The sequence below is a fragment of the Pseudomonas sp. Snoq117.2 genome, assembly GCF_900110545.1.
Lineage (GTDB): Bacteria > Pseudomonadota > Gammaproteobacteria > Pseudomonadales > Pseudomonadaceae > Chryseomonas > Chryseomonas benzopyrenica.
This window is the reverse complement of sequence record NZ_FOED01000003.1, coordinates 138,623-161,154: the sequence shown is the minus strand read 5'-3', so window position 1 is coordinate 161,154 and position 22,532 is coordinate 138,623. Positions and strand designations below refer to the sequence as shown.

Sequence of the window (22,532 nt, the reverse complement as noted above, 5' to 3'; positions counted from 1 at the left end):
GCTCGGGCTCCTTAGTGGGCGACGGCCGCTGCGCCGTGTTCGTCGATCAGCGCGCCGGTGTGGAAACGGTCGATGGAGAAGGGCTTGGCCAGCGGATGCATCTCGCCGGAGGCCAGGGACGCCGCGAAGACGTTGCCCGAGCCGGGAGTGGCCTTGAAGCCGCCGGTACCCCAACCGCAGTTGAAGAACAGGTTTTCCACCGGGGTCTTGGAAATGATCGGGCAGGCGTCGGGCGAGGTGTCGACGATGCCGCCCCACTGGCGGTTCATGCGTACCCGCGAGAGGATCGGGAACATCTCGACGATGGCCTGCAGGGTGTGCTCGATCACCGGGTAGGAGCCGCGCTGGCCGTAGCCGACCCAGCTGTCGATACCGGCGCCGATCACCAGGTCGCCCTTGTCGGACTGGCTGATGTAGCCGTGTACCGCGTTGGACATGATGACGCTGTCGATGATGGGCTTGATCGGTTCGGAGACCAGCGCCTGCAGCGGGTGGGATTCCAGCGGCAGGCGGAAGCCCGCGAGCTTGGCCATGTGCCCGGAGTTGCCCGCGGTGACCACGCCGACGCGCCGGGCGCCGATGAAGCCGCGATTGGTTTCCACGCCGATCACCTTGCCGTCCTGCTTGCGGAAGCCGGTGACTTCGGTCTGCTGGATCAGGTCCACGCCCAGGGCGTCGGCGGCGCGGGCGAAGCCCCAGGCCACGGCGTCGTGACGGGCCACACCACCGCGGCGCTGCACGGTGGCGCCGAAGATCGGATAGCGGGTGTTCTTGCTGCAATCCAGGTAGGGAATCTCCTCGGCCACCTGGCGGGTGTCGAGCAGCTCGCCGTCCACACCGTTGAGGCGGTTGGCGCTGACCCGGCGCTCGGAATCGCGCATGTCCTGCAGGGTGTGGCAGAGGTTGTAGACGCCGCGCTGGGAGAACATGACGTTGTAGTTGAGGTCCTGGGACAGGCCTTCCCACAGCTTCATGGCGTGCTCATAGAGGTGCGCCGACTCGTCCCACAGGTAGTTGGAGCGGACGATGGTGGTGTTGCGTGCGGTGTTGCCGCCGCCCAGCCAGCCTTTCTCGATCACCGCGACGTTCTTCACGCCGAATTGCTTGGCGAGGTAGTAGGCAGTGGCCAGACCGTGACCGCCACCGCCGACGATGATCACGTCGTAGACCGGCTTGGGCGTCGGGGTACGCCACATCCGCTGCCAGTTCTCGTGATGGCTCAGGGAGTGCTTGAAGAGGCCGAAGCCGGAATAGCGTTGCATCTGGAGACTCCTGCAGACGACGCCCCTTTCCGCGAGGGGAAAAGGGGTTGGATAGGGGTTGCGTCAGGCGCGCGGCGACTATCGGTAAACCGGGTAGTCGCGGCACAGCGCGGCCACCTGGCGCGCCACCTGGGCTTCCACATCGGCATCGCCGAGGTGGTCGAGGATGTCGCAGATCCAGCCGGCGACGCGTTCGCTTTCGCTGACGCCCAGGCCACGGGTGGTCAGGGCCGGGGTACCGATGCGCAGACCCGAGGTCACGAAGGGCGACTGGGGATCGTTGGGTACGGCGTTCTTGTTCACGGTGATGCAGGCGCGACCCAGGGCGGCGTCCGCGTCCTTGCCGGTGATGCCCTGCTTGATCAGGCTGACCAGGAACAGGTGGTTGTCGGTGCCACCGGAGACCACGTCGAAGCCGCGGGCCTTGAACACGCCAGCCATGGCCTGGGCGTTCCTGATCACCTGCTGCTGGTAGGTCTTGAAGCCGGGCTCCAGGGCTTCCTTAAAGCACACGGCCTTGCCGGCGATGACGTGCATCAGCGGACCGCCCTGGGCGCCCGGGAACACCGCGGCGTTGAGTTTCTTCTCGATGTCGGCGTTGGCCTTGCACAGGATCAGGCCGCCACGGGGGCCGCGCAGGGTCTTGTGGGTGGTGGTGGTCACCACGTCGGCGAAGGGCACCGGGTTCGGATAGACACCGGCAGCGACCAGACCGGCCACGTGGGCCATGTCGACGAACAGCAGGGCACCCACGCTGTCGGCGATGTCGCGGAAGCGCTGGAAGTCCAGGGTCTTGGAATAGGCGGAGAAGCCCGCCACGATCATCTTGGGCTTGTGCTCTTCGGCCAGACGCTGGATCTCGTCATAGTCGATCAGCCCGGTGTCGGTGTTGATGCCGTACTGCACCGCGTTGTAGAGCTTGCCGGAGGAGCTGACCTTGGCGCCGTGGGTCAGGTGACCGCCATGGGCCAGGCTCATGCCGAGGATGGTGTCGCCGGGTTGCAGCAGCGCCAGGTAGACGGCCGAGTTGGCCTGGGAGCCGGAGTGCGGCTGGACGTTGGCGTAGTCGGCGCCGAACAGCTGCTTGGCGCGCTCGATGGCCAGCTGCTCGACCTTGTCGACGTGCTCGCAGCCACCGTAGTAGCGCTTGCCCGGATAGCCTTCGGCGTACTTGTTGGTCAGCACGCTGCCCTGGGCTTCCATGACGCGCTGGCTGGTGTAGTTTTCGGACGCGATCAGTTCCAGGTGATGCTCCTGGCGCCGCGCTTCCTCGCCCATGGCGGCGAACAACGCATCATCGTAGCCCTGGATTTGGTCCTGCTTGCTGAACATCGCGGCGCTCCTAAAGTCTGTGGCGGTGAAAACCACCCCCTTGGCCGCGATGGTAGGCCCGGCCCCAGACCCCAAGATGCCTGTTTACGCCCCGGGCCGGCGCGTTTGCGACAGCCGTCCAGACGCCGTGTTCCACCGCTCGCCGGGTCCTTTCAAGTCGGCTCGCTTGGAGCCGATAGGCTGGCTACGTCTTTATCCCAGCCAGCGAGTTCTGCCATGTTCAATGCGCATCTAAAGAAGACCATCGCTCGGCTGGAAGCCGAGGCGAACGCCAACCAGGGCCTGACCCAGGCACTGGAGCGTTCCATGGCGGTGATCGAGTTCGATCTCGACGGCACCATCCTGCGCGCCAACGATAACTTTCTCCGGCTGACCGGCTATCGCGCCGACGCCCTGGTCGGCCAGCAGCACCGCCGACTCTGCCCGGCCGCCGTAGTCCAGGGTCGCGACTATGGCGATTTCTGGGCGCGCCTGAAACGCGGTGACTTCGTCTCCGGCACCTTCCAGCGCCTGGACGCCCAGGGCCGTACCCTCTGGCTGGAAGCCAGCTACAACCCGGTACCCGACAGCAGCGGCAAGATCGCCAAGGTGGTGAAGTACGCCCTCGACGTCACCGCCCAGGTCGAGCGCGACAGCGAAGCCCAGAGCAAGCTCAAGGCGCTGGACCGCGCCCTGGCGCGCATCGAGTTCGACCTGGACGGACGCATCCTGGACGCCAACGACAACTTCCTGGCCACCCTGGGCTACAGCCTGAAGGAGATCCAGGGCCAGCAGCATCGACTGTTCTGCGAGCCGGCCCTGGTCAACAGCAGCGAATACGCCGACTTCTGGCGCCGCCTCAACGCCGGCGAATTCTTTCGCGGCCAGTTCAAGCGCCTGGGCAAGCATGGCCGGGTGATCTGGCTGGAAGCGAGCTACAACCCGGTGTACGACGCCACCGGCCGGCTGTACAAGGTGGTCAAGTACGCCAGCGACATCAGCGAGCGGGTGGAAAAGCACGAAAGCGACGGCCGCAGCGCCTCGCGGGCCTATCACATCTCCGCCGAGACCGAGAAGGTCGCCGAGCACGGCACCCAGATCATCCAGGCGGCGGCCGGCGAGATGCGTGAGATCGCACAGAACGTCAGTCAATCCGCCGAGGTGATCGGCCAGCTGGGCCAGCGCTCGGAGCAGATCACCGCCATCGTCAACACCATCCGCGGCATCGCCGACCAGACCAACCTGCTGGCGCTCAACGCCGCCATCGAGGCCGCCCGCGCCGGTGACCAGGGTCGTGGCTTCGCCGTGGTCGCCGACGAGGTTCGCCAGCTGGCGGGGCGCACCAGCAGCGCCACGGCGGAAATCGCCGAGATGATCGGCCGAATCCTCAGCGAAACCCAGCAGGCGGTCGCCAGCATGGAAAGCACCCAGGGTCGGGCGGCCAAGGGTGTCGAGCTGGCGGACCAGGCCGGCGCGGTGATCGTGCAGATCCGCGATGGTGCCAGCGACGCCGTGGAGGCCGTGAGCATGTTCGCCAGCAAGCTGGACGAATCCGAGGTGATTCCCAAGGGCGCGCGTAACTGGGTGGGGCATTGAGGGCGCTGGCTTGATCGGGATCAAGCGTCCCTGACGACCAGGGTCTAGCATGAAGGCATACCCCTCTCGTGGAGATGCCCCATGCACAATGTCCTGGTCGCCTACGACGGTTCCCCCAGCGCCGACAACGCCCTGCGCTACATCCTCGACCTGGTGAAGGCTGGGCTGTCGCTGGAGCTGCACCTGCTCAATGTCCAGAACGAGCCGGAGATCTACGGCGCGCCCTTCGACGACCGCATCCTGCGCGAATGGCGCGGCAGCCTGCAGGACAAGGCCGAAGACATTCTGGTGCGGGCGCGCCCGGCCCTGCTCGAAGCCGGTATCGAGGCCCAGACCCATGTCGGTTTCGGCAGCATCGCCGAGACCATCGGCGAGACGGCCCGGCGCCTGGAGGTGGACACCGTGGTCATGGGCACCCGCGGGCTGGGGTCGCTCAGCGGCCTGCTGCTCGGCTCGGTGGCCCATCGCGTGGTGCACCAGGTGCCCTTGCCGGTGATCCTGGTGAAATAGCCGCCCAACAAAAAACCAGCCACTGGGCTGGTTTTTTCGTTTCCGGGCACCGCGTGGATCAGATGCTCAGGGTCCAGTCGTAGTCGACGATCAGCGGCGCGTGCTCGGAAAAGCGCGGTTGCCGCGGCAGGCGCGCCGACCGCACGAAGCGGCGCAGACCCGGGGTAAGGATGTTGTAGTCGAAGCGCCAGCCCAGGTTCAGGTGCTCGGCCTGGTCGCTGTCCGGCCACCAGCTGAACTGGTCGCCTTCGCGACTCACTTCGCGCAGGGCATCCACATAGCCCATGTTGCCGATCACCTCGTCCATCCAGGCCCGCTCAGGGGCCAGGAAGCCCGGGATCTGCTGGCAGTCACGCCAGTTCTTCACGTCCTGCTTCTGGTGCGCCACATACAGCGAGCCACAATAGATGTACTCGCGACGCTTACGGCGCTGCTTGTTCAGGTAATGGGTAAAGTCGTCCATGAACTTGAATTTCATGTTCAGGTCTTCGTCACCGCGCTTGCCCGAGGGCAGCAGCAGGCTGGCGATGCTGACCTTGTCGAAGTCCGCCTGCAGGTAGCGACCGAAGCGATCGCAGGACTCGAAGCCCAGGCCGCTGATCACCGCCTTCGGCTGGACCCGGGTATAGAGTGCAACCCCGCCCTGGGACGGCACTTCGGCGTCGCAGGCATAGAGGATGTAACCTTCCAGCGCATAGGCCGGATCGTCCATGTCGTAAGAAGAGGCGCGCGTATCCTGCAAGCAGATCACGTCGGCATTCTGCGCCTTAAGCCAGGGCAACAGGCCCCGCTCCACAGCGTCCTGAATACCATTGACGTTCAAGCTGATGATCCGCATAAATGGCCCCCAAAAAATCGTGGATGTATGATACCCGAGCTAAACCGGTTTAGCTAAATACAAGCCGCGCAAGGACTTATATGCAGGCGTATCAGCGTAATTTCATTCGTTTCGCCATCGAGCGCGGAGTTCTGCGCTTTGGTGAATTCACCCTGAAATCGGGACGCATCAGCCCCTATTTCTTCAACGCCGGCCTGTTCCACAGCGGCGCGGCGCTGGCCCAGCTCGGCCGTTGCTACGCCGATGCGCTGGTGCAGGCCAACCTGCCCTTCGATGTCCTCTTCGGCCCGGCCTACAAGGGCATCCCCCTGGCCGCGGCCACGGCGGTGGCCCTGGTCGAGCACCACGGCCGCGATGTGCCCTGGTGCTTCAACCGCAAGGAAGCCAAGGACCACGGCGAGGGCGGCCTGCTGGTGGGCGCGCCCCTGACCGGTCGGGCGCTGATCATCGATGACGTCATCACCGCCGGCACCGCCATCCGCGAGGTCATGCAGATCATCGACGGCCAGGGCGCCAGCGCGGCCGGGGTGCTCATCGCCCTGAATCGCCAGGAGCGCGGCCGCGGCGAGTTGTCGGCCATCCAGGAAGTCGAGCGTGACTATGGCATCCCGGTGCTCAGCATCGTCGCCCTGGACCAGGTGCTCGAATACCTGGCCGAGGACGCCGAGCTCAAGCGTCACCTGCCCGCCGTCCAGGACTATCGCGCTCAATACGGTATCTAGTCGTCAGCCCAGGAGAGACGGTCATGGTCGTACGTCGCGCCGCTGCCAGTCTGTTGCTCATCGCCCTGCCGCTGGCCGGCCAGGCGGCCGAGCTGTATCGCTATCTGGACCGCAACGGCACCCTGGTCATCGACCGCCAAGGCGTGCCGCCGGAATACGCCGGCAAGGGCTACGACGTGCTCAACGAGCAGGGCCGGGTGATCCGCAAGGTCGCCCCGGCACTGCCCGCCGCCGAACTCGACCGCCGTGAACGCGAGCGCCAGCAGGCCCTGGTCGATGGCCAGCTGCGCAGGCTCTACAGCAATGTCGAGGACGTCGACCGCGCCAAGGCGCGCAAGCTGGCCGAGCTGGACGGCCTGCTGCAGATCAAGAAGGCCAACCTGGAGGCCACGCGCCAGTTGCAGAGCCAACTCATGGAGCAGGCCGCGGTACAGCAACGCAACGGCCAGGCGCTCCCGGCCGATCTGCAGGCCCGCCTCGACGCCGCGGCGGCCGATCAGGTGCGTCTGCAGGCCGATCTGCAGCGCTTCGACGAGCTGCGCAGCAGCACCAGCGCTGCCTTCGACGCCGACCGTGCGCGCATGCAGCGACTAGAAGCGGCTCAGGGCGCGAATCGCTAGTCCTGCAGAATCCGCTACCTGGTCGTATCTAGCCATCGCCACCTGGGTAGCGACGAACTTCTTGATTCTTTCACGCTAGATTCTGGCACGCACCGTGCTAAACGGTTTTCAACACATTGTTGAACAATCGGGCGTGAAGATTCATGAGTGGTAAAGACGCCGGCGAGTTGCCCCTGGGGGCTCAGCTGCTGCTGGAAATGCGTGAAGACATCATCGGCGGTCGCCTGCTGCCCGGCACGGCGCTGGTCGAGAGTGAACTGGTCAAGGCTTACAACGCCTCGCGCAACACCATCCGCGAAGCCCTGCACCAGCTGGATCGCGAGGGCCTGGCCACCTATGTGCGCCACAAGGGGGTGATGGTACGGCGCCTGGGCCTGGCCGAGGTGCGTGACCTCTTCCAGGTGCGCCGCACCCTGGAACTGCAGGCCATCCTCACCAGCCGCCCGCTACGTGAATACCAGTCCGATCGGATGCTGGACGCCCTGGAGGCCGCCGAACTGGCGCAGTCGCGGGAAGACTGGCGCGCCCTCGGCACCCACGGCCTGCATTTCCATCAGCACATCGTCGGCCTGCTGCGCAGCCCGCTGTTCGATGAATTCTTCGCCACCGTCGCCGCCCAGATGCGCCTGCTGTTCTCCCTCGCGCCCGACGAGGAACACTTCCAGCGGCCCTGGATAGCCCGCGACCGCCAGATCCACGACCTGCTCGCCGCCGGACAGCGCCAGGCGGCCGGCGAGGCGATGGCCAGCTATCTCGACGATTCCGAAAACCGGCTGCTGGATCTGCTCAGCGCAGCCAGGCCGCTCTGACCGAGGAGACCTCCCCATGTACAAGGACTACCCCGCCGCCTACCAGGCCACCCAGGGCTCGGCCCTGCAGGTCGATCAGGCCTTCTATGATCGGCTGCGTGAACGCAAGGACGGGCGCACCCTGATCGAGCAATTCGAGATCCCGATCCGTACCGGTCGCGCCTGGAAGGTCCCCGCCGGCCATCTGTTCCGCGTCACCACCCCACACGGGCCTCAGGTCGGCGACTTCAACGTCTGGAACGCCGAGGATCCGCGCGAACGGATGTGGGCCGCGCGTACCCGGCAACTGCAGGGTGCCCACGTCAGCACCTACGACCGGCTCTGGTCCAACCTGCCCTTCCTGCGGCCGCTGCTGACCATCACCGACGACAGCCTGGCCAGCTATGGCATCGACGAACACGGCGGCCGCCTGCATGACCTGCTGGGCACCCGCTGCGACCCCTACGTCAACAAGATGCTCACCGGCGAGGACTTCCACCACCACTGCCATTCGAATCTGACTCGCGCGGTGCTGCCCCACGGCCTCACCGAATTCGACGTCCACGATGTGCTGAACATCTTCCAGTGCACCGGCCTCAACCACGACGACCTGTACTTCATGAAGGCCTGCCCGGCCAAGCCCGGCGACTACCTGGAATTCTTCGCCGAGATCGACGTGCTCTGCGCCCTGTCCACCTGCCCGGGCGGCGATCTGTCCCTGGCGATGTGGGGGCCCGATGCCGAGGACCCGCTCAAGGTCTGCCGTCCACTGGGGGTGGAGATCTATCGGGTCGAGGAAGAGCTGCTGCAAGGCTGGGAATCGCCCAAGCGAGCGGCCTACAACGGCCAGCACGGCGTGACCCTGCCCAAGGCCAGTTGGGAACAGTAGGTTCCGGCAGCAATGAAAAACGGCGCCCTGGGGCGCCGTTTCTGGGTCCGACCGAAAGCACTCAGCGCTTGCGGTTGGAAATCAGCGTACCGACGCCGACGTCGGTGAAGATTTCCAGCAGCACCGCGTTGGGCACCCGGCCATCGATGATGTGGGCGCTCTGCACCCCGCCCTGCACCGCTTCCAGCGCGCAGCGGATCTTCGGCAGCATGCCGCCGTAGATGGTGCCGTCGGCGATCAGCGAATTGACCTGCTCGGTGGACAGCCCGGTGAGCACCTGGCCCTGCTTGTCCATCAGGCCGGCGATGTTGGTCAGCAGCATCAGCTTCTCGGCCTTGAGCGCCTCGGCCACCTTGCCTGCCACCAGGTCGGCGTTGATGTTGTAGGACTCGCCGTCCGGACCCACGCCGATGGGCGCGATGACCGGGATGAAGTCACCGCGCACCAGCATGTTGATCAGGTCGATGTTGACCCCGGTGACCTCGCCGACATGGCCGATGTCGATGATCTCAGGTTGGGTCATCTCCGGCGTCTGCCGGCTGACCTTGAGCTTGGTGGCGCGGATCAGGCCCGCATCCTTGCCGGTCAGGCCGATGGCCTTGCCGCCATGGCGATTGATCAGGTTGACGATGTCCTTGTTGACCTGGCCGCCCAGGACCATCTCCACCACATCCATGGTCTGGGCGTCGGTGACGCGCATGCCGTCGATGAAGTGACTCTCGATGGACAGGCGCTTGAGCAGGTCGCCGATCTGCGGACCGCCGCCGTGCACCACCACCGGGTTGATGCCCACCGCCTTCATCAGCACGATGTCACGGGCGAAGCCGGCCTTGAGCTCGTCGCTCTCCATGGCGTTGCCGCCGTACTTGATCACCAGCGTCTTGCCGACGAACCGGCGGATATAGGGCAGCGCCTCGGACAGCACCTCGGCGACGTGCGAGGCATCCTCGCGGCTCAGGGTCATGGCTCACCTCTCAAGGTCGACTAAGAAAAGACAAAGGGCGCCTAGGCGCCCTCTGTGCTACCGCTGACCCGAGGTCAGAACGGCAGATTCAGATCCGGCTCCACCGCCAGCAGCTGCTTGCGGAACACCGTCTTGATGCGCTCCAGCTCCTCGAGGGTTTCCGCCTCGAAGCGCAGCACCAGCACCGGCGTGGTGTTGGACGCACGCACCAGACCCCAACCGTTCTGGTAATCGACGCGAACGCCGTCCAGGGTGGTGATCTGGGCATCGCCCCACTGGGCGTCGCGCTGCAGGGTCTCGATGATGCCGAACTTGCTCTCTTCGGTCACCTGGATATTGATCTCCGGGGTGGAGATGTCTACCGGGAAGGTATCGAACACCTGTTGGGCGCTGTGCTTCTCCTGGCTGAGGATCTCCAGCAGGCGCACGGCGCTGTAGATGCCGTCGTCGAAACCGAACCAGCGTTCCTTGAAGAACACGTGGCCGCTCATCTCGCCAGCCAGCAGGGCGCCGGTTTCCTTCATCTTCTTCTTGATCAGCGAGTGACCGGTCTTCCACATGATGGGACGACCGCCGTAGCCGGCGATGAGGTTGTTCAGGCGGCGGGTGCATTTGACGTCGAAGATGATGTCGGCGCCCGGATTACGGGAGACCACGTCCTTGGCGAACAGCATTAGCAGCTGGTCGGGATAGATGATCTTGCCTTCGTTGGTCACCACGCCGACGCGGTCGCCGTCACCGTCAAAGGCCAGGCCCAGGTCGGCACCGGTTTCCTTGACCTTGGCGATCAGGTCTTCCAGGTTCTCGGGCTTGCCCGGATCCGGATGGTGATTGGGGAAGTTGCCGTCCACCTCGCAGAACAGCGGGATAACCTCGCAGCCCAGGGACTCGATCAGCTGGGGGGCATTGACCGCGGCGACACCGTTGCCGGCGTCCACCACCACCTTGAGCTTCTTGGCCAGCACCACGTCGTTGCGGATGTAGTCGGCATAGCTCTTGAGCACGTCGACCTGCTTGATCTGGCCCTGGCCGCTGGCCACGTCGCCGGTCTCGATGCGCTCGCGCAGACGCTGGATGGATTCGTTGGCCAGGGTCTCGCCGGCGATGACGATCTTGAAGCCGTTGTAGTCCGGCGGGTTGTGGCTGCCGGTCAGCATGACGCCGGACTTGCCTTCGAGCACGTTGGCTGCGTAGTAGAGCACCGGGGTCGGCACCATGCCGACATCGCTGACATTGGCGCCGCTGTCGGCCACGCCCTTGATCAGTTGGGCGACCAGCTCGGGGCCGGACAGGCGGCCGTCACGGCCGACGGCCACGTTGGGCTCGCCACGCGCCAGGCTCTCCGAGCCGATGGCGCGCCCGATCCAGTAGGCGGCTTCGGCGGTCAGGGAGTCACCCACCACGCCACGGATGTCGTAGGCGCGGAAGATGCTGGCGTTGAGTTGGGGGGCTTGCGGGGTAGTGCTCATCGGGGGTTTCTCCAATCCCAGGAGATCCTGGTCTTCGTCGAGGATACTGATATCGAGGATGTCGGTGGTCTGGAACAGCGGCTCGCTCTGTTGAGCGCGGCCTCTGTCGGCAAACTCCGCCAGGGTCTTGGCCACGGCATCGCTAGGTGCCGCAGCATATAGGTCCGGCGACGACCCGGCCGATCGGCTGGCCAATCGGGCCGTCGACTTGGCCACGGGTTCCATTACCGCCAGGCGCAAAGTCGGGCTTTTGGCTATCTGATTGGATTCAAGTTCCTCGGCATAGGCCGTCAGACTGCGGACGTCGTCACGGAGCCGGCGTGACAGCTCCCGGGAAAACAGCCAAAAGCCCGCCAGCACGCCGAACAGCGCCAGCAGCAGCGCTACCAGGGGAAGGCCCACCGGGGTATCGGCGCCGGCCTCGGCGGCCGGTGCCAGTTCCAGCGTCCAGAGCGGGCTGCCGGTGGCGAGCCGGCGCATCAGCGCCGGATCACCGGGGCTGCCGCCGCTGGCCAGTACCTGCACACCGCCACCGGGAAATTGCTGCAGCAGGCGCCACTGGCCGACATTCGCCGGCGGCGTGGCCCAGCCCTGCAGCACCGCCGGCAGCGCTTCCACCAGCACGGCGCTGCCGAGCAACTGATCGCCGCGGCGGATGGGCTGGGCACTGTAGACCAGCCAGCGGTCGCCCACGCGATAGGCTTCCGGCGGCGTGCGCTGGCCGCTTTCCAGGCGCTTGAGCAAGTCGAGCGCGGCATAGTTGAGGGGACCGGGACGGTCGTCTTCGATCTGGCGCATGCCGGCCGGCACCACCAGGACATCGACCACTCCCAGTCGCTCGCGCAGCTGGCTTTCCGCCGCCGCACGCGCCGCGGGGTCATCGCCCTGCAAGGCCTGCAGCACCAGGGCATCCCCGGCGACGCCCTGCAGCCGGCGGGTCAAGCCGACCAGCAATTGATTGAGGGAGGCCGCCTGGGCCTGCAGCGCCTGGTCCGCCTGCTGCTCCTGATTGCGCGCGCCCTGCGGCTGCAACACCAGGAACCACAGCAGCAGCGCGGCCAGCAGCAGACCGGCGAGCGCCAGCAGCAGCCCCGCGCCCATGCCGGGCAAGCCCGCGACCCGAGGGGCCATCTTGCGCACATCCTTGCCGTTCTTGCCCCTTGCCATGCCGTTCTTCTCCTTTATGTCACGGCGCGCCTTGCATGTTTGGCGTCAGCGGGTACCGGAGTGCCCGAAGCCGCCAGTACCCCGTTCGGTCTCGGTAAAGTTCTCGACGATGTCGAAGTGCGCCTGGACCACAGGTACGAGCATCAGCTGGGCGATACGTTCGCCGATGCTCACGGTGAAGGTGGTCTGGCCGCGATTCCAGCAGGAGACCATGAGTTCGCCCTGGTAGTCCGAGTCGATCAGGCCGACCAGGTTGCCCAGCACGATGCCGTGCTTATGACCCAGCCCCGAGCGCGGCAGGATCAGCGCCGCCAGCGACGGATCGGCCACATGGATGGCGAGCCCGGTGGGGATCAGCGCGGTCTGGCCCGGCTCCAGCACCAGTTCCTCCTGCAGCATGGCGCGCAGGTCGAGGCCGGCCGAGCCGGGGGTGGCGTAGGACGGCAGCGGGAAATCGCGCCCCAGGCGCGGGTCGAGGATCTTGGCTTGAAGGCTATGCATGGTTCTGGGCGGTATCTTTGAGATGGGTGGAAATCAGGGCGATGAGCTGGCGGGCGATCTTGCCCTTGCTGGTCTGCTCGAAGCGGATCTCGTGCAGGCCACGGTCGATCACGGTGACCGCGTTGTCTTGGCTGTTGAAGCCGATGGCCGGATTGGCCACGTCGTTGGCGACGATGAGGTCGAGATTCTTGTCGCGCAGCTTGCGTTGGGCGTACTCCAGCAGATTCTGGGTTTCCGCGGCGAAGCCGACGCTGAAGGGCCGATCCGGGCGCCCCGCCAGGGTGGCGAGGATGTCCGGGTTGCGCACCAGCTCCAGCAGCAGGCCGTCGCCACGGGTGGGGTCCTTCTTCAGCTTGTGCGGCGCGATCACCTCGGGGCGATAGTCCGCCACCGCCGCCGAGGCGATGAGCACGTCGCAGGGCATCAGCGCCTCGCAGGCGGCCAGCATGTCGCGGGCGCTGATCACGTCGATGCGCTCGACGCGATCGGGGGTCGGCAGATGCACCGGGCCGCTCACTAGGCTGACGCGGGCGCCCGCCTCCGCCGCCGCTTCCGCCAGGGCGAAGCCCATGCGACCGGAGCTGTGGTTGGTGATGTAGCGCACCGGGTCGATGTTTTCCTGGGTCGGGCCGGCGGTGATGACCACGTGGCGACCGGTCAGGTCGAGGCGCTGGAAGCAGTCGGCGGCAAGCTGGGCGAGGTCGGTGGCTTCCAGCATCCGACCGGGGCCGACGTCGCCACAGGCCTGGCTACCGCTGGCCGGGCCGAACAGCTTGATACCGCGACTGCGCAAGAGCTCCGCATTGGCCTGGGTGGCCGGATCGCGCCACATGGCCTGGTTCATGGCCGGTGCCAGGGCGACCCGGGCATCGGTGGCCAGCACCAGGGTGGTGAGCAGATCGTCCGCCACGCCTTGGGCCAGGCGCGCCATTACATCGGCGGTGGCCGGCGCGACCAGCACCAGATCGGCCCAGCGGGCCAGCTCGATATGACCCATGGCCGCTTCGGCGGCCGGATCCAGCAGATCCAGGTGCACCGGCAGCCCGGACAGCGCCTGCAGGGTCAGCGGCGTGATGAATTCGCGCCCGCCGCGGGTCAGTACCACCCGCACCTCGGCGCCCTGATCCTTGAGGCGGCGCACCAGCTCGGCGCTCTTGTAAGCGGCGATGCCACCTCCGACGCCCAGCACGATGCGTTTACGATGGAGCCGCTGCATATAGCCTTTCCGTTCTCGAACCGTCTAGAACGGGCATCGCACGGCCAATCGAGGCCTGCGCGCACCCGCGAATGATCCGGTTAAGATAGCACAGCGCCTGCAGGACGCAGACGCCCCGCCAGACAAGGAGCGCCCATGAGCATCAAGGATTGGCCGGCCCAGGAACGGCCGCGGGAGAAACTGCTGGAACAGGGCGCCCAGGCCCTCACCGACGCCGAGTTGCTGGCGATCTTCCTGCGCACTGGCGTGACCGGCAAAAGCGCGGTGGATCTCGCCCGCCAGTTGCTTGGGGAATTTGGCAGCCTGAGGGCCCTGCTGGAGGCCGACCTCACCGCCTTCAGCACCCACCTCGGCCTCGGCCCGGCCAAGTACAGCCAGCTGCAGGCGGTGCTGGAAATGGGCCGCCGCCACTTGGCCGAAGGCCTCAAGCGCGACTCGGCGCTGGAAAGCCCCCAGCAGGTCCGCGACTATCTAAAGGCGCGCCTGCGCCACGAACCCCACGAAATCTTCGGCTGCCTGTTCCTCGACACCCGCCACCGGGTGCTGGCCTTCGAAGCCCTGTTCCACGGCACCATCGACGGCGCCAGCGTCTACCCCCGCCAGGTGGTCAAGCGCGCCCTCGCCCACAACGCCGCCGCCGTCATCCTCACCCACAACCACCCCTCCGGCATCGCCGAACCCAGCCAGGCCGACCGCCTGCTCACCACACGCCTGAAGGACGCCCTGACGCTGGTCGATGTGCGGGTGCTGGATCATTTCATCGTGGGGGATGGAGAGCCGCTTTCGATGGCGGAAAAAGGATATGTGTAAAGCTTATTTTCATATCAGACGGATCATCTCCGTTTTTTAGGCAAAACTCTCAGAAGACGCTACAGTGAATAACGCATGCAATAGCCGCTAACTCGAAAAATGAGATCACCATAAAAAATGTTAAATCAACATTTTTCATCAAAGAATTTTTTACGCTTACTAAATAAACAAGACATTTTTAGATATGAGCTAGGGGCAGGAATAGAAGACTTCAAGGATAAATTCATTACTGTCGAAAAAGAATTAGCAAGTGAAGACTTCAGCTTTTCAGGCTTTAAAAGAAAAAAGATGTCTCATGGCATTGTTTTATCCCCACAAAACCTGACAGACGAATTCGCGCTAAGAAAATTAAACGACAATATTAAGCGCGTTTTTAATATAAAAGTTACAGACCGCAACAGTGTTCTTCCTCAAATCAAAATCTTAATGAATGAAGGGGTGGAATTTTGGATAAAAAAATACGATATTTCAAAGTTTTTTGAGTCGATACCAGCGAAAAAAGCAGTAGAAGCAATCATTAAAGACCACCGACTATCTTATGAATCCAAGAGGCTTTTGGAAAAATTCTTTTCCTCGCCTGAGATAAGCTCGGTATCTGGTCTACCTCGCGGAATTTCGCTGAGCTCTACAATTTCTGAGCTTTACATGCGTGACTTTGACACTAACTGTCGAAGGCTTTCTAGCTGCTATTTTTTCACTCGATATGTTGATGACATCTTGATGTTGTTTCACGAACAGCCGGGTGAATCTTTGCCTGGTATAGAATTACCTGAAGGCTTATCATTTCAGCCTGCTAAAACACTGTCACTTTATCATCCAGTGAAAGGGCCGGTGAAAGCGAGCGATAAAAGCTCAAAGGTCACTTATCTGGGATACGAATTTGAATTCACGTCATCAAATAAAGATAAGCCAACGAAGCTTCAAGTCGGTATGTCCTCAAAGAAAATTAAAAAAATAAAAACCAGAATAGCACTTTCCTTATTTGATTATTGTAAGAATAAAAATTACGACTTATTAAAGGCTAGACTTACTTTCCTTGCAAGCAATTATAATATTGGAAAAGACTCAAAAAGAGGCAACCTATATTCCGGTGTATATTTCAATAACTTCTTGATTGATAGCACGCGCCACTGTGACTTGGTTTCAATAGATGTTTTTTTACGCAAAGCCGTCTGTGGCTCAACTAAATCCCTAGGAAAAAGGTTGAGCCCTTTATTATCGGTAAATCAGCGTAGAGAGCTGATGAGTATCTCCCTAAAGGCGGGGTATGAGAAAAAAATTGTTCGACAATTTACTCCGGAACGCCTGCAAGAAATAAAAAGGGTTTGGGCACATGTCTAGAATTGAAAGCAAACAGATCAGGATTCGCAAAAACGATGAATACCGAGCTTTGCTTACAGAAACGTTGCCATACGAAGTGCCCATGCTATTTTCAAATGATGGCCTATATAGGGCAATTAAATCCGGCATCATATCGAAACTCAAAAGCGAACATGGTTTAGATATTTTTGAAAAAAAGGTGACAGTGCCATACAAGTATAAAATCAAAAAAAATTCATACGAATCGCGTGAGCTAGCTGTCATGCATCCGGCGCAGCAGATTGAAACAAGCCTATTTTATTCTAAGTACGACCATCTGATTATCGGGCTATGTCAGAGAAGCCCATTAACACTTAGGTCTCCGAGTTCTATAGCTAGCTATTATGTTGAGCGCGTGCTTTCAAGCAATGTCGACCATAGTAAAAGGTCCCAACAAGCTGAAGCAGTAGACGGATATGAATCAATCCCCAAAACAGGTACATCCTATTTCGCCTATAGGAAATTCCCTCTACTTTTCAAATTTTATGACTCTCATGAATTTCTAAGATTGGAAAAAAAATTTAAAACACTCACGAGGATGGATATCTCAGATTGTTTTAATAGGATCTATACTCACACAATCGCCTGGGCAGTTAAGAGCAAATCCCATGCAAAGCTACACAAAACTAACGACACGTCCTTCGAAAGCAAATTTGATAAATTACTTCAAAATGCAAATCATGGCGAAACTGCCGGAATCCTGATAGGTCCTGAGGTATCAAGAATATTCGCCGAAATAATATTGCAAAAAATAGACTTAAATATTATAGAAAAAGCGGCAAAGCAGGATTTACATCTCGAACAAGACTACACAATCAGGCGCTATGTAGACGACTATTTTATATACACTAACAACAGCGAGACTCAAGAAAGAATCAAGAGAATCATTCCCGAAGCACTAACTGAATACAAGCTCGCCACAAATAACTCAAAAACCACAGACCATTCGAGACCATATATCACAAGCATATCAATATCTCGCCACAATATATCACTAGCCATATCAGCCTTCCTTAGTAAATATGTTGAGTTTAAAAAGGAGCCTACAGGCGAACAACAGAAAGAAAAAACTGTCGTTTATTTGAACAAAATTGATAACACTTCAAAATCTGTAGTCCAAACTATCGCCGCAATTAAGCGAGCCATCGGTGAGCTTGGCTCTTACGACCCTAATGCGAACTATTTTCTAGGCACATTCAAAAAATTTCTTTCTCGCATAAAAGGAAAGGAGATAAAGTCAGATAAGGGTAGCGTTGAAATGTCGCTCTACTTCTTTCTGACCGCCGTCATAGAAATTTTGTTTTTCTACTACTCTATGACAATGCGAGTAAGGCAGACCTACCAAATATCTGAAATACTTCTCTTAATAGCTAAAATCATAAAATGCTTGCCATTGGATCTTAAATCCACTTTGATTAGAAAAATAGTGGATGAAAGCCGATCAATAATATACCAAGCTAGCACCGATTTTCCGGAATACAAAATTGAGGTAATGAACCTTTTGCTTGTAATCCAGAACTTTGGCATTGAACATCTATATAGTAAAGAATTGCTTTCAAAGGTTTTCGATTTCGAAATATCGCCAAGTGGCGCTATTTCAGTGACAGATAAATTAGACTATTTTCAGTTAATGTTCTTGCTATCTTACGCCGGGGACGTTGCAGAATTTAGTGATGTTATAGATGCTGCTATAGAAAACTCAACCAAGCAATTTGAAAGTAGAGACTGGGGTGAATACGCAGAGAGTGTATTCACTTTTTTCGATCTACTTTCTTGCCCTTACGTAAGCCAACCCGCGAAAATAAAGATTGCCAAATTGGCATTACGGCATATATCAAATACGAACATAAACTCGCGAGCTGCGTCCCTTATAGAAGAAGTAGGTAATAAAGGCTGGTTTTTTGGATGGCATCAGAAGGCTGACCTTCAACTGGCATTGCGAAGAAAGGAATTGCGAACGCCCTATTAACGCCATAAGATACACAAAGGAAGGCGCAGGTCAGTTTGACCCAGGCTAGAGCAGTCTTCAAGATGCGAACACGTAGAGTAACGTACGGCTGTCAGCGACATCGACGGCAATATGCGAAAAGCGCACCTAGGCCATCAATGTTGGCGATACAGGGCTTAGCACTGTAGGACCAAACAGGCCTATGGACACACGATGAGCCGTGCGTCCTTCCTACCTTTTCAGCTCTATCCACAACTGTTTCTTATCACAATAAACTTCTTATTCGCGCTTCCAACAACCCCGGAAACCTCGTGTACCACGTCTGATTCAACGGCGACGGATGCGGCAGCGGATAGAGCGTCAGTGTCTTGCGAGTGCCCTCCTCCGTTTCCAGGGTGACCTCGATGCTGCTTTCGAAGCGGTCTTCGCTTTTCCAGAAGGCTTCCAGGCGGGCGCGCTCTTCCTTGGATTGGCCGATGCCGAACCAGAGGAAGGCCTCGCGGCCGAAGGTGATGAGCTGGGTGCCGTGCCAGTGCTCCACCAGCAGGCGACGCATCAGGGGGTGGAAAGTCTTTTTCACCCGTTCCGACCAGGCTTTGTTGCCGAGCGGCTTGTAGGGTACGGTGTTGGCCCAGAAGAACTGCTGGCTCAGGCTGCGGCTGGCTTCGAAGTCGGCCGGGGGCTGGCCGTGCAGGTGGGTATAGAGGACCTTGCGGGCGATCTGGCCGCCGCTGCCGATGAAGGGCTCGCCGTACTTCACTTCCTCCCGCCCCGGATCGCGACCGAAGAAGCCCAGGGGCGCATCGGGATCGCCCAGACCGATGATGGGGTCCAGCGGGTCCTTGGCGAATTGTTGATAGACCGGAAGATCGACACCTGGAAGATCGGCAGCGAGCTGGCGAAAGGCTTCGCGCTTCGCGGAAGACAGCGGCATGCAACAGCTCTCCATCGAGGAATTAATCCCTCTAGTAGAGCGCTGCCTGGCGGTTGACGTTCCGTAACGACTGGCGGAGCGGCAGCCCTGGGGCGATAGGGTAAACTGCCCGGCTCGAACGACCCCTCAAGGTGAATCCCGTTGATCAATCTGCTACGCAACGGCCTCGGCCAGGTGATCGTCGGCCTGGATCTGGTGACCCGGCCGCGCAAGCTCCAGCGCCCTGAGCAGGCTCAGGCTGCCATCGAGGCGGAGCTGGCGAATCTGTCGCTCTATCAGTTCCAGGCCTGCCCTTTTTGCGTGAAGACGCGGCGGGCGCTGCATCGGCTGAACCTGCCGATCCGCCTCAAGGACATCAAGAAGGATCCACAGCTGCGCGCCGAGCTGGAACAGGGCGGTGGCCGGGTGAAGGTGCCTTGCCTGCGCATCGACGAAGGCAGCCAGAGCGTATGGATGTACGAGTCGGACGACATCATCGCCTATCTGGAGCAGCGCTACGGCGAGCGGCAGCCGGGGTAACGTTCAGGTAGCGACTAGGATGGACAAGGCGGCGGCGTTGCTCAGGCTGACGCCTTGGCGTGTTGGGCTTCGCTGCGCTCAACCCAACCTACGGGGCTAGAGGTCGCTTTCTTCGACCTTGCGGACCTTGCTAGCGTCCAGGGTGTAGGAGGCTTCGGCGAGATCGTTGTCGACCGCCTCGGTGTGCAGGGTGCCGATGACCCAGTAGGGCTCGTAGATGTCAGGTAGCGGCACGCCCTTGGGGTAGCGCACCAGCACGATCTGGTTCGGCGGCGGCGGTGGCACGTGGATGCAGGCACCCGGATAGGGCACCAGGAAGAATTCACGGAAGTTGCCCTTGGCGTCGGTCTCAAGTGGCACCGGAAAACCACCCAGACGCACGTTCTTGCCATTCAGGGCGGCCACGGTGCGGGTAGAGTGCATCACCTCGGGCAGGCCATTGTCCTTCTGCTTGAGCCCGCCCGGCGAGCCGAAACCGCCCGGTGCTTCGGGGCTGTTGTGGCTGATCTCGGGCATGGTCTCCAGGGCGTGGCGATCTTCGGCGGTGAGCAGATCGAGCCAATTGGTTTCTGGCGGTTCACCCTTGGCGGCGTGGGTCAGCAGCGGCAGGCTGGCGAGCAGCAGGGTAATGAGCAGTCTGGGCATGGTCGGCAGGTCGGACGCAAAAGTCCGAGTGTGCGGCGCGCCAGGTCAGGGGTCCAGCCCCAAGGCCGCAAAGCAGAGCCTCGCCCATTAAAAAGCCCCTGGATCGACGGGCGACACCAGGGGCGGAAACGCTGTGCTACTTGGCTTCGCCGAGGCGAAGCGGCGTCTTAGAACCTATTCACGATCTGCTGCGCGTCGGCCAAACGGCGTTGAAAATGACTTCGGAATGCTCATTTACCCTTTGTAAACTCCGCTTCCTCAGCCATTTTCGCCTTGTTTGTCTCTAGCTCGCGAGATCGTGAACACGTTCTTAGCGACGCTTGGTCACCATGCCGTAGATGAACAGCACGATGATGGCACCGACCACGGCACCAATGAAACCTGCGCCTTCACCGGCACGGTAAATGCCCAGTGCCTGGCCCAAGTAGGTGGCGACCACGGAGCCGACGATGCCCAGAATGATGGTCATGATCCAGCCCATGCTGTCGTCGCCCGGCTTCAGGAAGCGGGCAACCAGGCCGACGATGAGACCGATGATGATGGTTGCGATGATGCCCATGTGAAGAATCCCCTGTTTGAGTGCTGGTAAGACAACGCCGGTCAGCAGGCGTCGTTGTACTCTCCGACCACCGGTGATCCGTCGAGGTTCAGGGGAAAACGGCTTCCGTGTGCGGAAGCCGTCTGGCATCAGTCCTGGATCAGGGCTTCCAGGGCGGCGATGCGGGTCTGCAGGGTCGCGGCATCGGCGCTGCGCAGGGTGGCGTGACCGACCTTGCGCCCGGCCTTAAAGGCCTTGCCGTAGTGGTGCAGGTGGCAGTCTTCCAGGGCGGTGACGGCGGCCACCGGCGGGACCGAGCCGATGAAGTTGACCATGGCGCTCTCGCCCACCTTGGCGGTGGAGCCCAGCGGCAGGCCGGCCACGGCGCGCAGGTGGTTCTCGAACTGGCTGCACTCGGCGCCTTCGATGGTCCAGTGTCCGGAATTGTGCACGCGCGGGGCGATCTCGTTGGCCTTGAGGCCACCCTCGACCTCGAAGAATTCGAAGGCCAGCACGCCGACGTAGTCGAGCTGTTCCAGCACGCGACGGGCATAGTCTTCGGCCAGGGCCTGCAGCGGGTGGTTGGAACTGGCCACCGACAGGCGCAGGATGCCGCTTTCGTGGGTGTTGTGTACCAGCGGATAGCAGGCCACCTCGCCGTCACGACCGCGCACGGTCACCAGGGACACCTCGCCGGTGAAGGGCACGAAGCCTTCCAGCAGCAGGGGCACGCTGCCCAGTTCGGCGAAGGCGCCGGTGACGTCTTCCGGCTGACGCAGGACCTTCTGGCCCTTGCCGTCGTAGCCCAGGGTACGGGTCTTGAGCACCGCCGGCAGGCCGATACGGGCCACGGCGGCGTCCAGGTCGGCCTGGGAGAGCACGTCGGCGAAGGCTGGGGTGGGGATGCCCAGGTCGCGGAACATGGACTTCTCGAACAGGCGATCGCGGGCGATGCGCAGGGCTTCGGCGGACGGATAGACCGGCACGAATTGCGAGAGGAAGGCCACGGTTTCAGCCGGGACGCTCTCGAATTCGAAGGTCACCAGATCGACCTCGTCGGCCAGCTGGCGCAGGTGGTCCTGGTCGCCGTAATCGGCGCGCAGGTGCTCACCCAGGGCGGCGGCGCAGGCATCCGGCGCCGGATCGAGAAAGGCGAAGTTCATGCCCAGCGGCGTGCCGGCCAGGGCGAGCATGCGGCCCAGCTGGCCGCCACCGATGACGCCGATCTTCATGCCTGCTCCCTCGGATCGGGATTGTCCAGCACGGTGCGGGTCTGCTCGTCACGGAAGGCGTCCAGCCGCTCGTGGTACTCGGGATACTTGCCGCCGAGGATGCTGGCGGACAGCAGGGCGGCGTTGATGGCGCCGGCCTTGCCGATGGCCAGGGTGGCGACCGGCACACCGGCGGGCATCTGCACGATGGACAGCAGGGAGTCGACGCCCGAGAGCATGGACGACTGCACGGGCACGCCCAGCACCGGCAGGTGGGTCTTGGCGGCGCACATGCCCGGCAGGTGGGCAGCGCCACCGGCACCAGCGATGATCACCTCGATACCGCGACCGGCGGCCTCTTCGGCGTACTGGAACAGCAGATCAGGGGTGCGGTGGGCGGAGACCACCTTCACTTCGTGGGGAATGCCCAGCTTGTCCAGCATGTCGGCGGTGTGGCTCAGGGTGGACCAGTCGGACTTGGAGCCCATGATCACGCCTACGAGTGCGCTCATCGTCGTGCCTCTGAAATGAAGAAGCCACGCGGCGGACGTGGCTTGGGAAATGAGCGGGACAGTATAGACGAAAGCGGGGCGGAGCGTGCTCCTGCGCCGGGTATCGCCTGTCGGTTGCAGGACAGGCTGTGGCGCCCATGGGATGGGTGGTGGTGTGGGGTGAAAGGTACGGGCCAGAGGCCTGGGGTGGGGCGTGGCGTTAG

Annotated in this window: 22 protein-coding genes and 1 pseudogene; 11 read left to right on the top strand and 12 right to left on the bottom strand. The window is 61.4% G+C overall.

Features of this window, described 5'->3' with window-relative positions; translation table 11 throughout:
• Positions 1 to 11: 11 nt before the first annotated feature.
• Positions 12 to 1,262, bottom strand: coding sequence for a sarcosine oxidase subunit beta (locus BMZ43_RS10170; protein WP_064307693.1), 1,251 nt, complete (start codon positions 1,260 to 1,262; stop codon positions 12 to 14).
• Between the two features lie 78 nt (positions 1,263 to 1,340).
• Complete coding sequence (gene glyA / locus BMZ43_RS10165; protein ID WP_007160043.1) at positions 1,341 to 2,594, bottom strand: serine hydroxymethyltransferase; 1,254 nt, start codon at positions 2,592 to 2,594, stop codon at positions 1,341 to 1,343.
• Between glyA and BMZ43_RS27320 the strand changes: the two are divergent.
• The 3 genes and pseudogenes from BMZ43_RS27320 to BMZ43_RS10155 form a co-directional block, all read left to right on the top strand.
• Positions 2,511 to 3,581: pseudogene (locus BMZ43_RS27320) on the top strand (PAS domain-containing protein); the annotation flags it as partial. The gene glyA and the pseudogene BMZ43_RS27320 overlap by 84 nt on opposite strands.
• On the top strand, positions 3,582 to 4,169 hold the full coding sequence (locus tag BMZ43_RS27315) for a methyl-accepting chemotaxis protein (protein WP_371099767.1): 588 nt from the start codon (positions 3,582 to 3,584) through the stop codon (positions 4,167 to 4,169). It begins immediately after the preceding pseudogene.
• Positions 4,170 to 4,250: 81 nt separating this feature from the next.
• The gene (locus tag BMZ43_RS10155) at positions 4,251 to 4,679 is read left to right on the top strand and encodes a universal stress protein (protein WP_017639228.1); all 429 of its coding nucleotides are present in this window, start codon (positions 4,251 to 4,253) and stop codon (positions 4,677 to 4,679) included.
• A gap of 58 nt (positions 4,680 to 4,737) precedes the next feature.
• Here BMZ43_RS10155 and BMZ43_RS10150 read toward each other — a convergent pair whose 3' ends face one another.
• A complete protein-coding gene (locus BMZ43_RS10150; RefSeq protein ID WP_007160046.1) occupies positions 4,738 to 5,517 on the bottom strand; it encodes an exodeoxyribonuclease III in 780 nt (259 codons plus the stop codon).
• A gap of 80 nt (positions 5,518 to 5,597) precedes the next feature.
• Here BMZ43_RS10150 and pyrE point away from each other — a divergent pair, with 80 nt between their 5' ends.
• The 4 genes from pyrE (at position 5,598) to BMZ43_RS10130 (ending at position 8,536) form a co-directional block, all read left to right on the top strand.
• Positions 5,598 to 6,239, top strand: coding sequence for an orotate phosphoribosyltransferase (gene pyrE / locus BMZ43_RS10145; RefSeq protein WP_017639227.1), 642 nt, complete (start codon positions 5,598 to 5,600; stop codon positions 6,237 to 6,239).
• A gap of 23 nt (positions 6,240 to 6,262) precedes the next feature.
• Positions 6,263 to 6,859 (top strand): DUF4124 domain-containing protein, encoded by a 597-nt coding sequence (locus BMZ43_RS10140; protein WP_068384510.1) that lies wholly within the window; start codon positions 6,263 to 6,265, stop codon positions 6,857 to 6,859.
• A gap of 143 nt (positions 6,860 to 7,002) precedes the next feature.
• Positions 7,003 to 7,668, top strand: a complete 666-nt coding sequence (locus tag BMZ43_RS10135) for a GntR family transcriptional regulator (protein ID WP_093253072.1) — start codon at positions 7,003 to 7,005, stop codon at positions 7,666 to 7,668.
• Positions 7,669 to 7,684: 16 nt separating this feature from the next.
• A complete protein-coding gene (locus BMZ43_RS10130; RefSeq protein WP_093253067.1) occupies positions 7,685 to 8,536 on the top strand; it encodes an urea carboxylase-associated family protein in 852 nt (283 codons plus the stop codon).
• Between the two features lie 61 nt (positions 8,537 to 8,597).
• Here BMZ43_RS10130 and argB read toward each other — a convergent pair whose 3' ends face one another.
• The 4 genes from argB to coaBC form a co-directional block, all read right to left on the bottom strand.
• Complete coding sequence (gene argB, locus BMZ43_RS10125) at positions 8,598 to 9,500, bottom strand: acetylglutamate kinase (protein ID WP_093253062.1); 903 nt, start codon at positions 9,498 to 9,500, stop codon at positions 8,598 to 8,600.
• A gap of 74 nt (positions 9,501 to 9,574) precedes the next feature.
• Complete coding sequence (gene algC, locus BMZ43_RS26720; protein WP_197480243.1) at positions 9,575 to 10,969, bottom strand: phosphomannomutase/phosphoglucomutase; 1,395 nt, start codon at positions 10,967 to 10,969, stop codon at positions 9,575 to 9,577.
• A 1,212-nt stretch (positions 10,970 to 12,181) separates the two neighbouring features.
• The gene (gene dut / locus BMZ43_RS10115; RefSeq protein ID WP_068384508.1) at positions 12,182 to 12,637 is read right to left on the bottom strand and encodes a dUTP diphosphatase; all 456 of its coding nucleotides are present in this window, start codon (positions 12,635 to 12,637) and stop codon (positions 12,182 to 12,184) included.
• Positions 12,630 to 13,853 (bottom strand): bifunctional phosphopantothenoylcysteine decarboxylase/phosphopantothenate--cysteine ligase CoaBC, encoded by a 1,224-nt coding sequence (coaBC, locus tag BMZ43_RS10110; RefSeq protein WP_093253053.1) that lies wholly within the window; start codon positions 13,851 to 13,853, stop codon positions 12,630 to 12,632. The genes dut and coaBC overlap by 8 nt, the downstream gene beginning before the upstream one ends.
• A gap of 135 nt (positions 13,854 to 13,988) precedes the next feature.
• On the opposite strand from coaBC, the gene radC reads away from it, so the two are divergent.
• The 3 genes from radC (at position 13,989) to drt3b (ending at position 17,991) form a co-directional block, all read left to right on the top strand.
• Positions 13,989 to 14,663: a RadC family protein gene (gene radC, locus BMZ43_RS10105; RefSeq protein ID WP_017639219.1), complete on the top strand. Its 675-nt coding sequence runs from the start codon at positions 13,989 to 13,991 to the stop codon at positions 14,661 to 14,663.
• Between the two features lie 117 nt (positions 14,664 to 14,780).
• Positions 14,781 to 16,004 (top strand): antiviral reverse transcriptase Drt3a, encoded by a 1,224-nt coding sequence (gene drt3a, locus BMZ43_RS10100; protein WP_093253049.1) that lies wholly within the window; start codon positions 14,781 to 14,783, stop codon positions 16,002 to 16,004.
• Entirely contained in the window at positions 15,997 to 17,991 is a 1,995-nt protein-coding gene (drt3b, locus tag BMZ43_RS10095) for an antiviral reverse transcriptase Drt3b (RefSeq protein ID WP_093253045.1), read from the top strand. Before drt3a ends, drt3b begins: the two co-directional genes overlap by 8 nt.
• A 244-nt stretch (positions 17,992 to 18,235) precedes the next feature.
• On the opposite strand, the gene BMZ43_RS10090 is transcribed toward drt3b, so the two are convergent.
• A complete protein-coding gene (locus tag BMZ43_RS10090) occupies positions 18,236 to 18,904 on the bottom strand; it encodes a uracil-DNA glycosylase family protein (RefSeq protein WP_093253042.1) in 669 nt (222 codons plus the stop codon).
• 141 nt (positions 18,905 to 19,045) lie between these two features.
• On the opposite strand from BMZ43_RS10090, the gene BMZ43_RS10085 reads away from it, so the two are divergent.
• Entirely contained in the window at positions 19,046 to 19,423 is a 378-nt protein-coding gene (locus BMZ43_RS10085; RefSeq protein ID WP_068384497.1) for a glutaredoxin family protein, read from the top strand.
• A gap of 96 nt (positions 19,424 to 19,519) precedes the next feature.
• On the opposite strand, the gene BMZ43_RS10080 is transcribed toward BMZ43_RS10085, so the two are convergent.
• From BMZ43_RS10080 to purE, 4 genes are all read right to left on the bottom strand, one after another.
• Positions 19,520 to 20,068 (bottom strand): DUF3299 domain-containing protein, encoded by a 549-nt coding sequence (locus BMZ43_RS10080; RefSeq protein WP_093253038.1) that lies wholly within the window; start codon positions 20,066 to 20,068, stop codon positions 19,520 to 19,522.
• 310 nt (positions 20,069 to 20,378) lie between these two features.
• The gene (locus BMZ43_RS10075; protein ID WP_007160058.1) at positions 20,379 to 20,627 is read right to left on the bottom strand and encodes a GlsB/YeaQ/YmgE family stress response membrane protein; all 249 of its coding nucleotides are present in this window, start codon (positions 20,625 to 20,627) and stop codon (positions 20,379 to 20,381) included.
• Between the two features lie 128 nt (positions 20,628 to 20,755).
• Complete coding sequence (locus tag BMZ43_RS10070) at positions 20,756 to 21,838, bottom strand: 5-(carboxyamino)imidazole ribonucleotide synthase (protein ID WP_064307667.1); 1,083 nt, start codon at positions 21,836 to 21,838, stop codon at positions 20,756 to 20,758.
• Entirely contained in the window at positions 21,835 to 22,329 is a 495-nt protein-coding gene (gene purE / locus BMZ43_RS10065; protein WP_093253033.1) for a 5-(carboxyamino)imidazole ribonucleotide mutase, read from the bottom strand. The genes BMZ43_RS10070 and purE overlap by 4 nt, the downstream gene beginning before the upstream one ends.
• Between the last annotated feature and the right edge of the window lie 203 nt (positions 22,330 to 22,532).

Coding starts and splice junctions, on each gene's coding strand:
- BMZ43_RS10170 (WP_064307693.1), bottom strand. CDS start 1,262: ATGCAACGCTATTCCGGCTTCGGCCTCTTCAAGCACTCCCTGAGCCAT.
- glyA (WP_007160043.1), bottom strand. CDS start 2,594: ATGTTCAGCAAGCAGGACCAAATCCAGGGCTACGATGATGCGTTGTTC.
- BMZ43_RS10155 (WP_017639228.1), top strand. CDS start 4,251: ATGCACAATGTCCTGGTCGCCTACGACGGTTCCCCCAGCGCCGACAAC.
- BMZ43_RS10150 (WP_007160046.1), bottom strand. CDS start 5,517: ATGCGGATCATCAGCTTGAACGTCAATGGTATTCAGGACGCTGTGGAG.
- pyrE (WP_017639227.1), top strand. CDS start 5,598: ATGCAGGCGTATCAGCGTAATTTCATTCGTTTCGCCATCGAGCGCGGA.
- BMZ43_RS10140 (WP_068384510.1), top strand. CDS start 6,263: ATGGTCGTACGTCGCGCCGCTGCCAGTCTGTTGCTCATCGCCCTGCCG.
- BMZ43_RS10135 (WP_093253072.1), top strand. CDS start 7,003: ATGAGTGGTAAAGACGCCGGCGAGTTGCCCCTGGGGGCTCAGCTGCTG.
- BMZ43_RS10130 (WP_093253067.1), top strand. CDS start 7,685: ATGTACAAGGACTACCCCGCCGCCTACCAGGCCACCCAGGGCTCGGCC.
- argB (WP_093253062.1), bottom strand. CDS start 9,500: ATGACCCTGAGCCGCGAGGATGCCTCGCACGTCGCCGAGGTGCTGTCC.
- algC (WP_197480243.1), bottom strand. CDS start 10,969: ATGAGCACTACCCCGCAAGCCCCCCAACTCAACGCCAGCATCTTCCGC.
- dut (WP_068384508.1), bottom strand. CDS start 12,637: ATGCATAGCCTTCAAGCCAAGATCCTCGACCCGCGCCTGGGGCGCGAT.
- coaBC (WP_093253053.1), bottom strand. CDS start 13,853: ATGCAGCGGCTCCATCGTAAACGCATCGTGCTGGGCGTCGGAGGTGGC.
- radC (WP_017639219.1), top strand. CDS start 13,989: ATGAGCATCAAGGATTGGCCGGCCCAGGAACGGCCGCGGGAGAAACTG.
- drt3a (WP_093253049.1), top strand. CDS start 14,781: ATGTTAAATCAACATTTTTCATCAAAGAATTTTTTACGCTTACTAAAT.
- drt3b (WP_093253045.1), top strand. CDS start 15,997: ATGTCTAGAATTGAAAGCAAACAGATCAGGATTCGCAAAAACGATGAA.
- BMZ43_RS10090 (WP_093253042.1), bottom strand. CDS start 18,904: ATGCCGCTGTCTTCCGCGAAGCGCGAAGCCTTTCGCCAGCTCGCTGCC.
- BMZ43_RS10080 (WP_093253038.1), bottom strand. CDS start 20,068: ATGCCCAGACTGCTCATTACCCTGCTGCTCGCCAGCCTGCCGCTGCTG.
- BMZ43_RS10075 (WP_007160058.1), bottom strand. CDS start 20,627: ATGGGCATCATCGCAACCATCATCATCGGTCTCATCGTCGGCCTGGTT.
- BMZ43_RS10070 (WP_064307667.1), bottom strand. CDS start 21,838: ATGAAGATCGGCGTCATCGGTGGCGGCCAGCTGGGCCGCATGCTCGCC.
- purE (WP_093253033.1), bottom strand. CDS start 22,329: ATGAGCGCACTCGTAGGCGTGATCATGGGCTCCAAGTCCGACTGGTCC.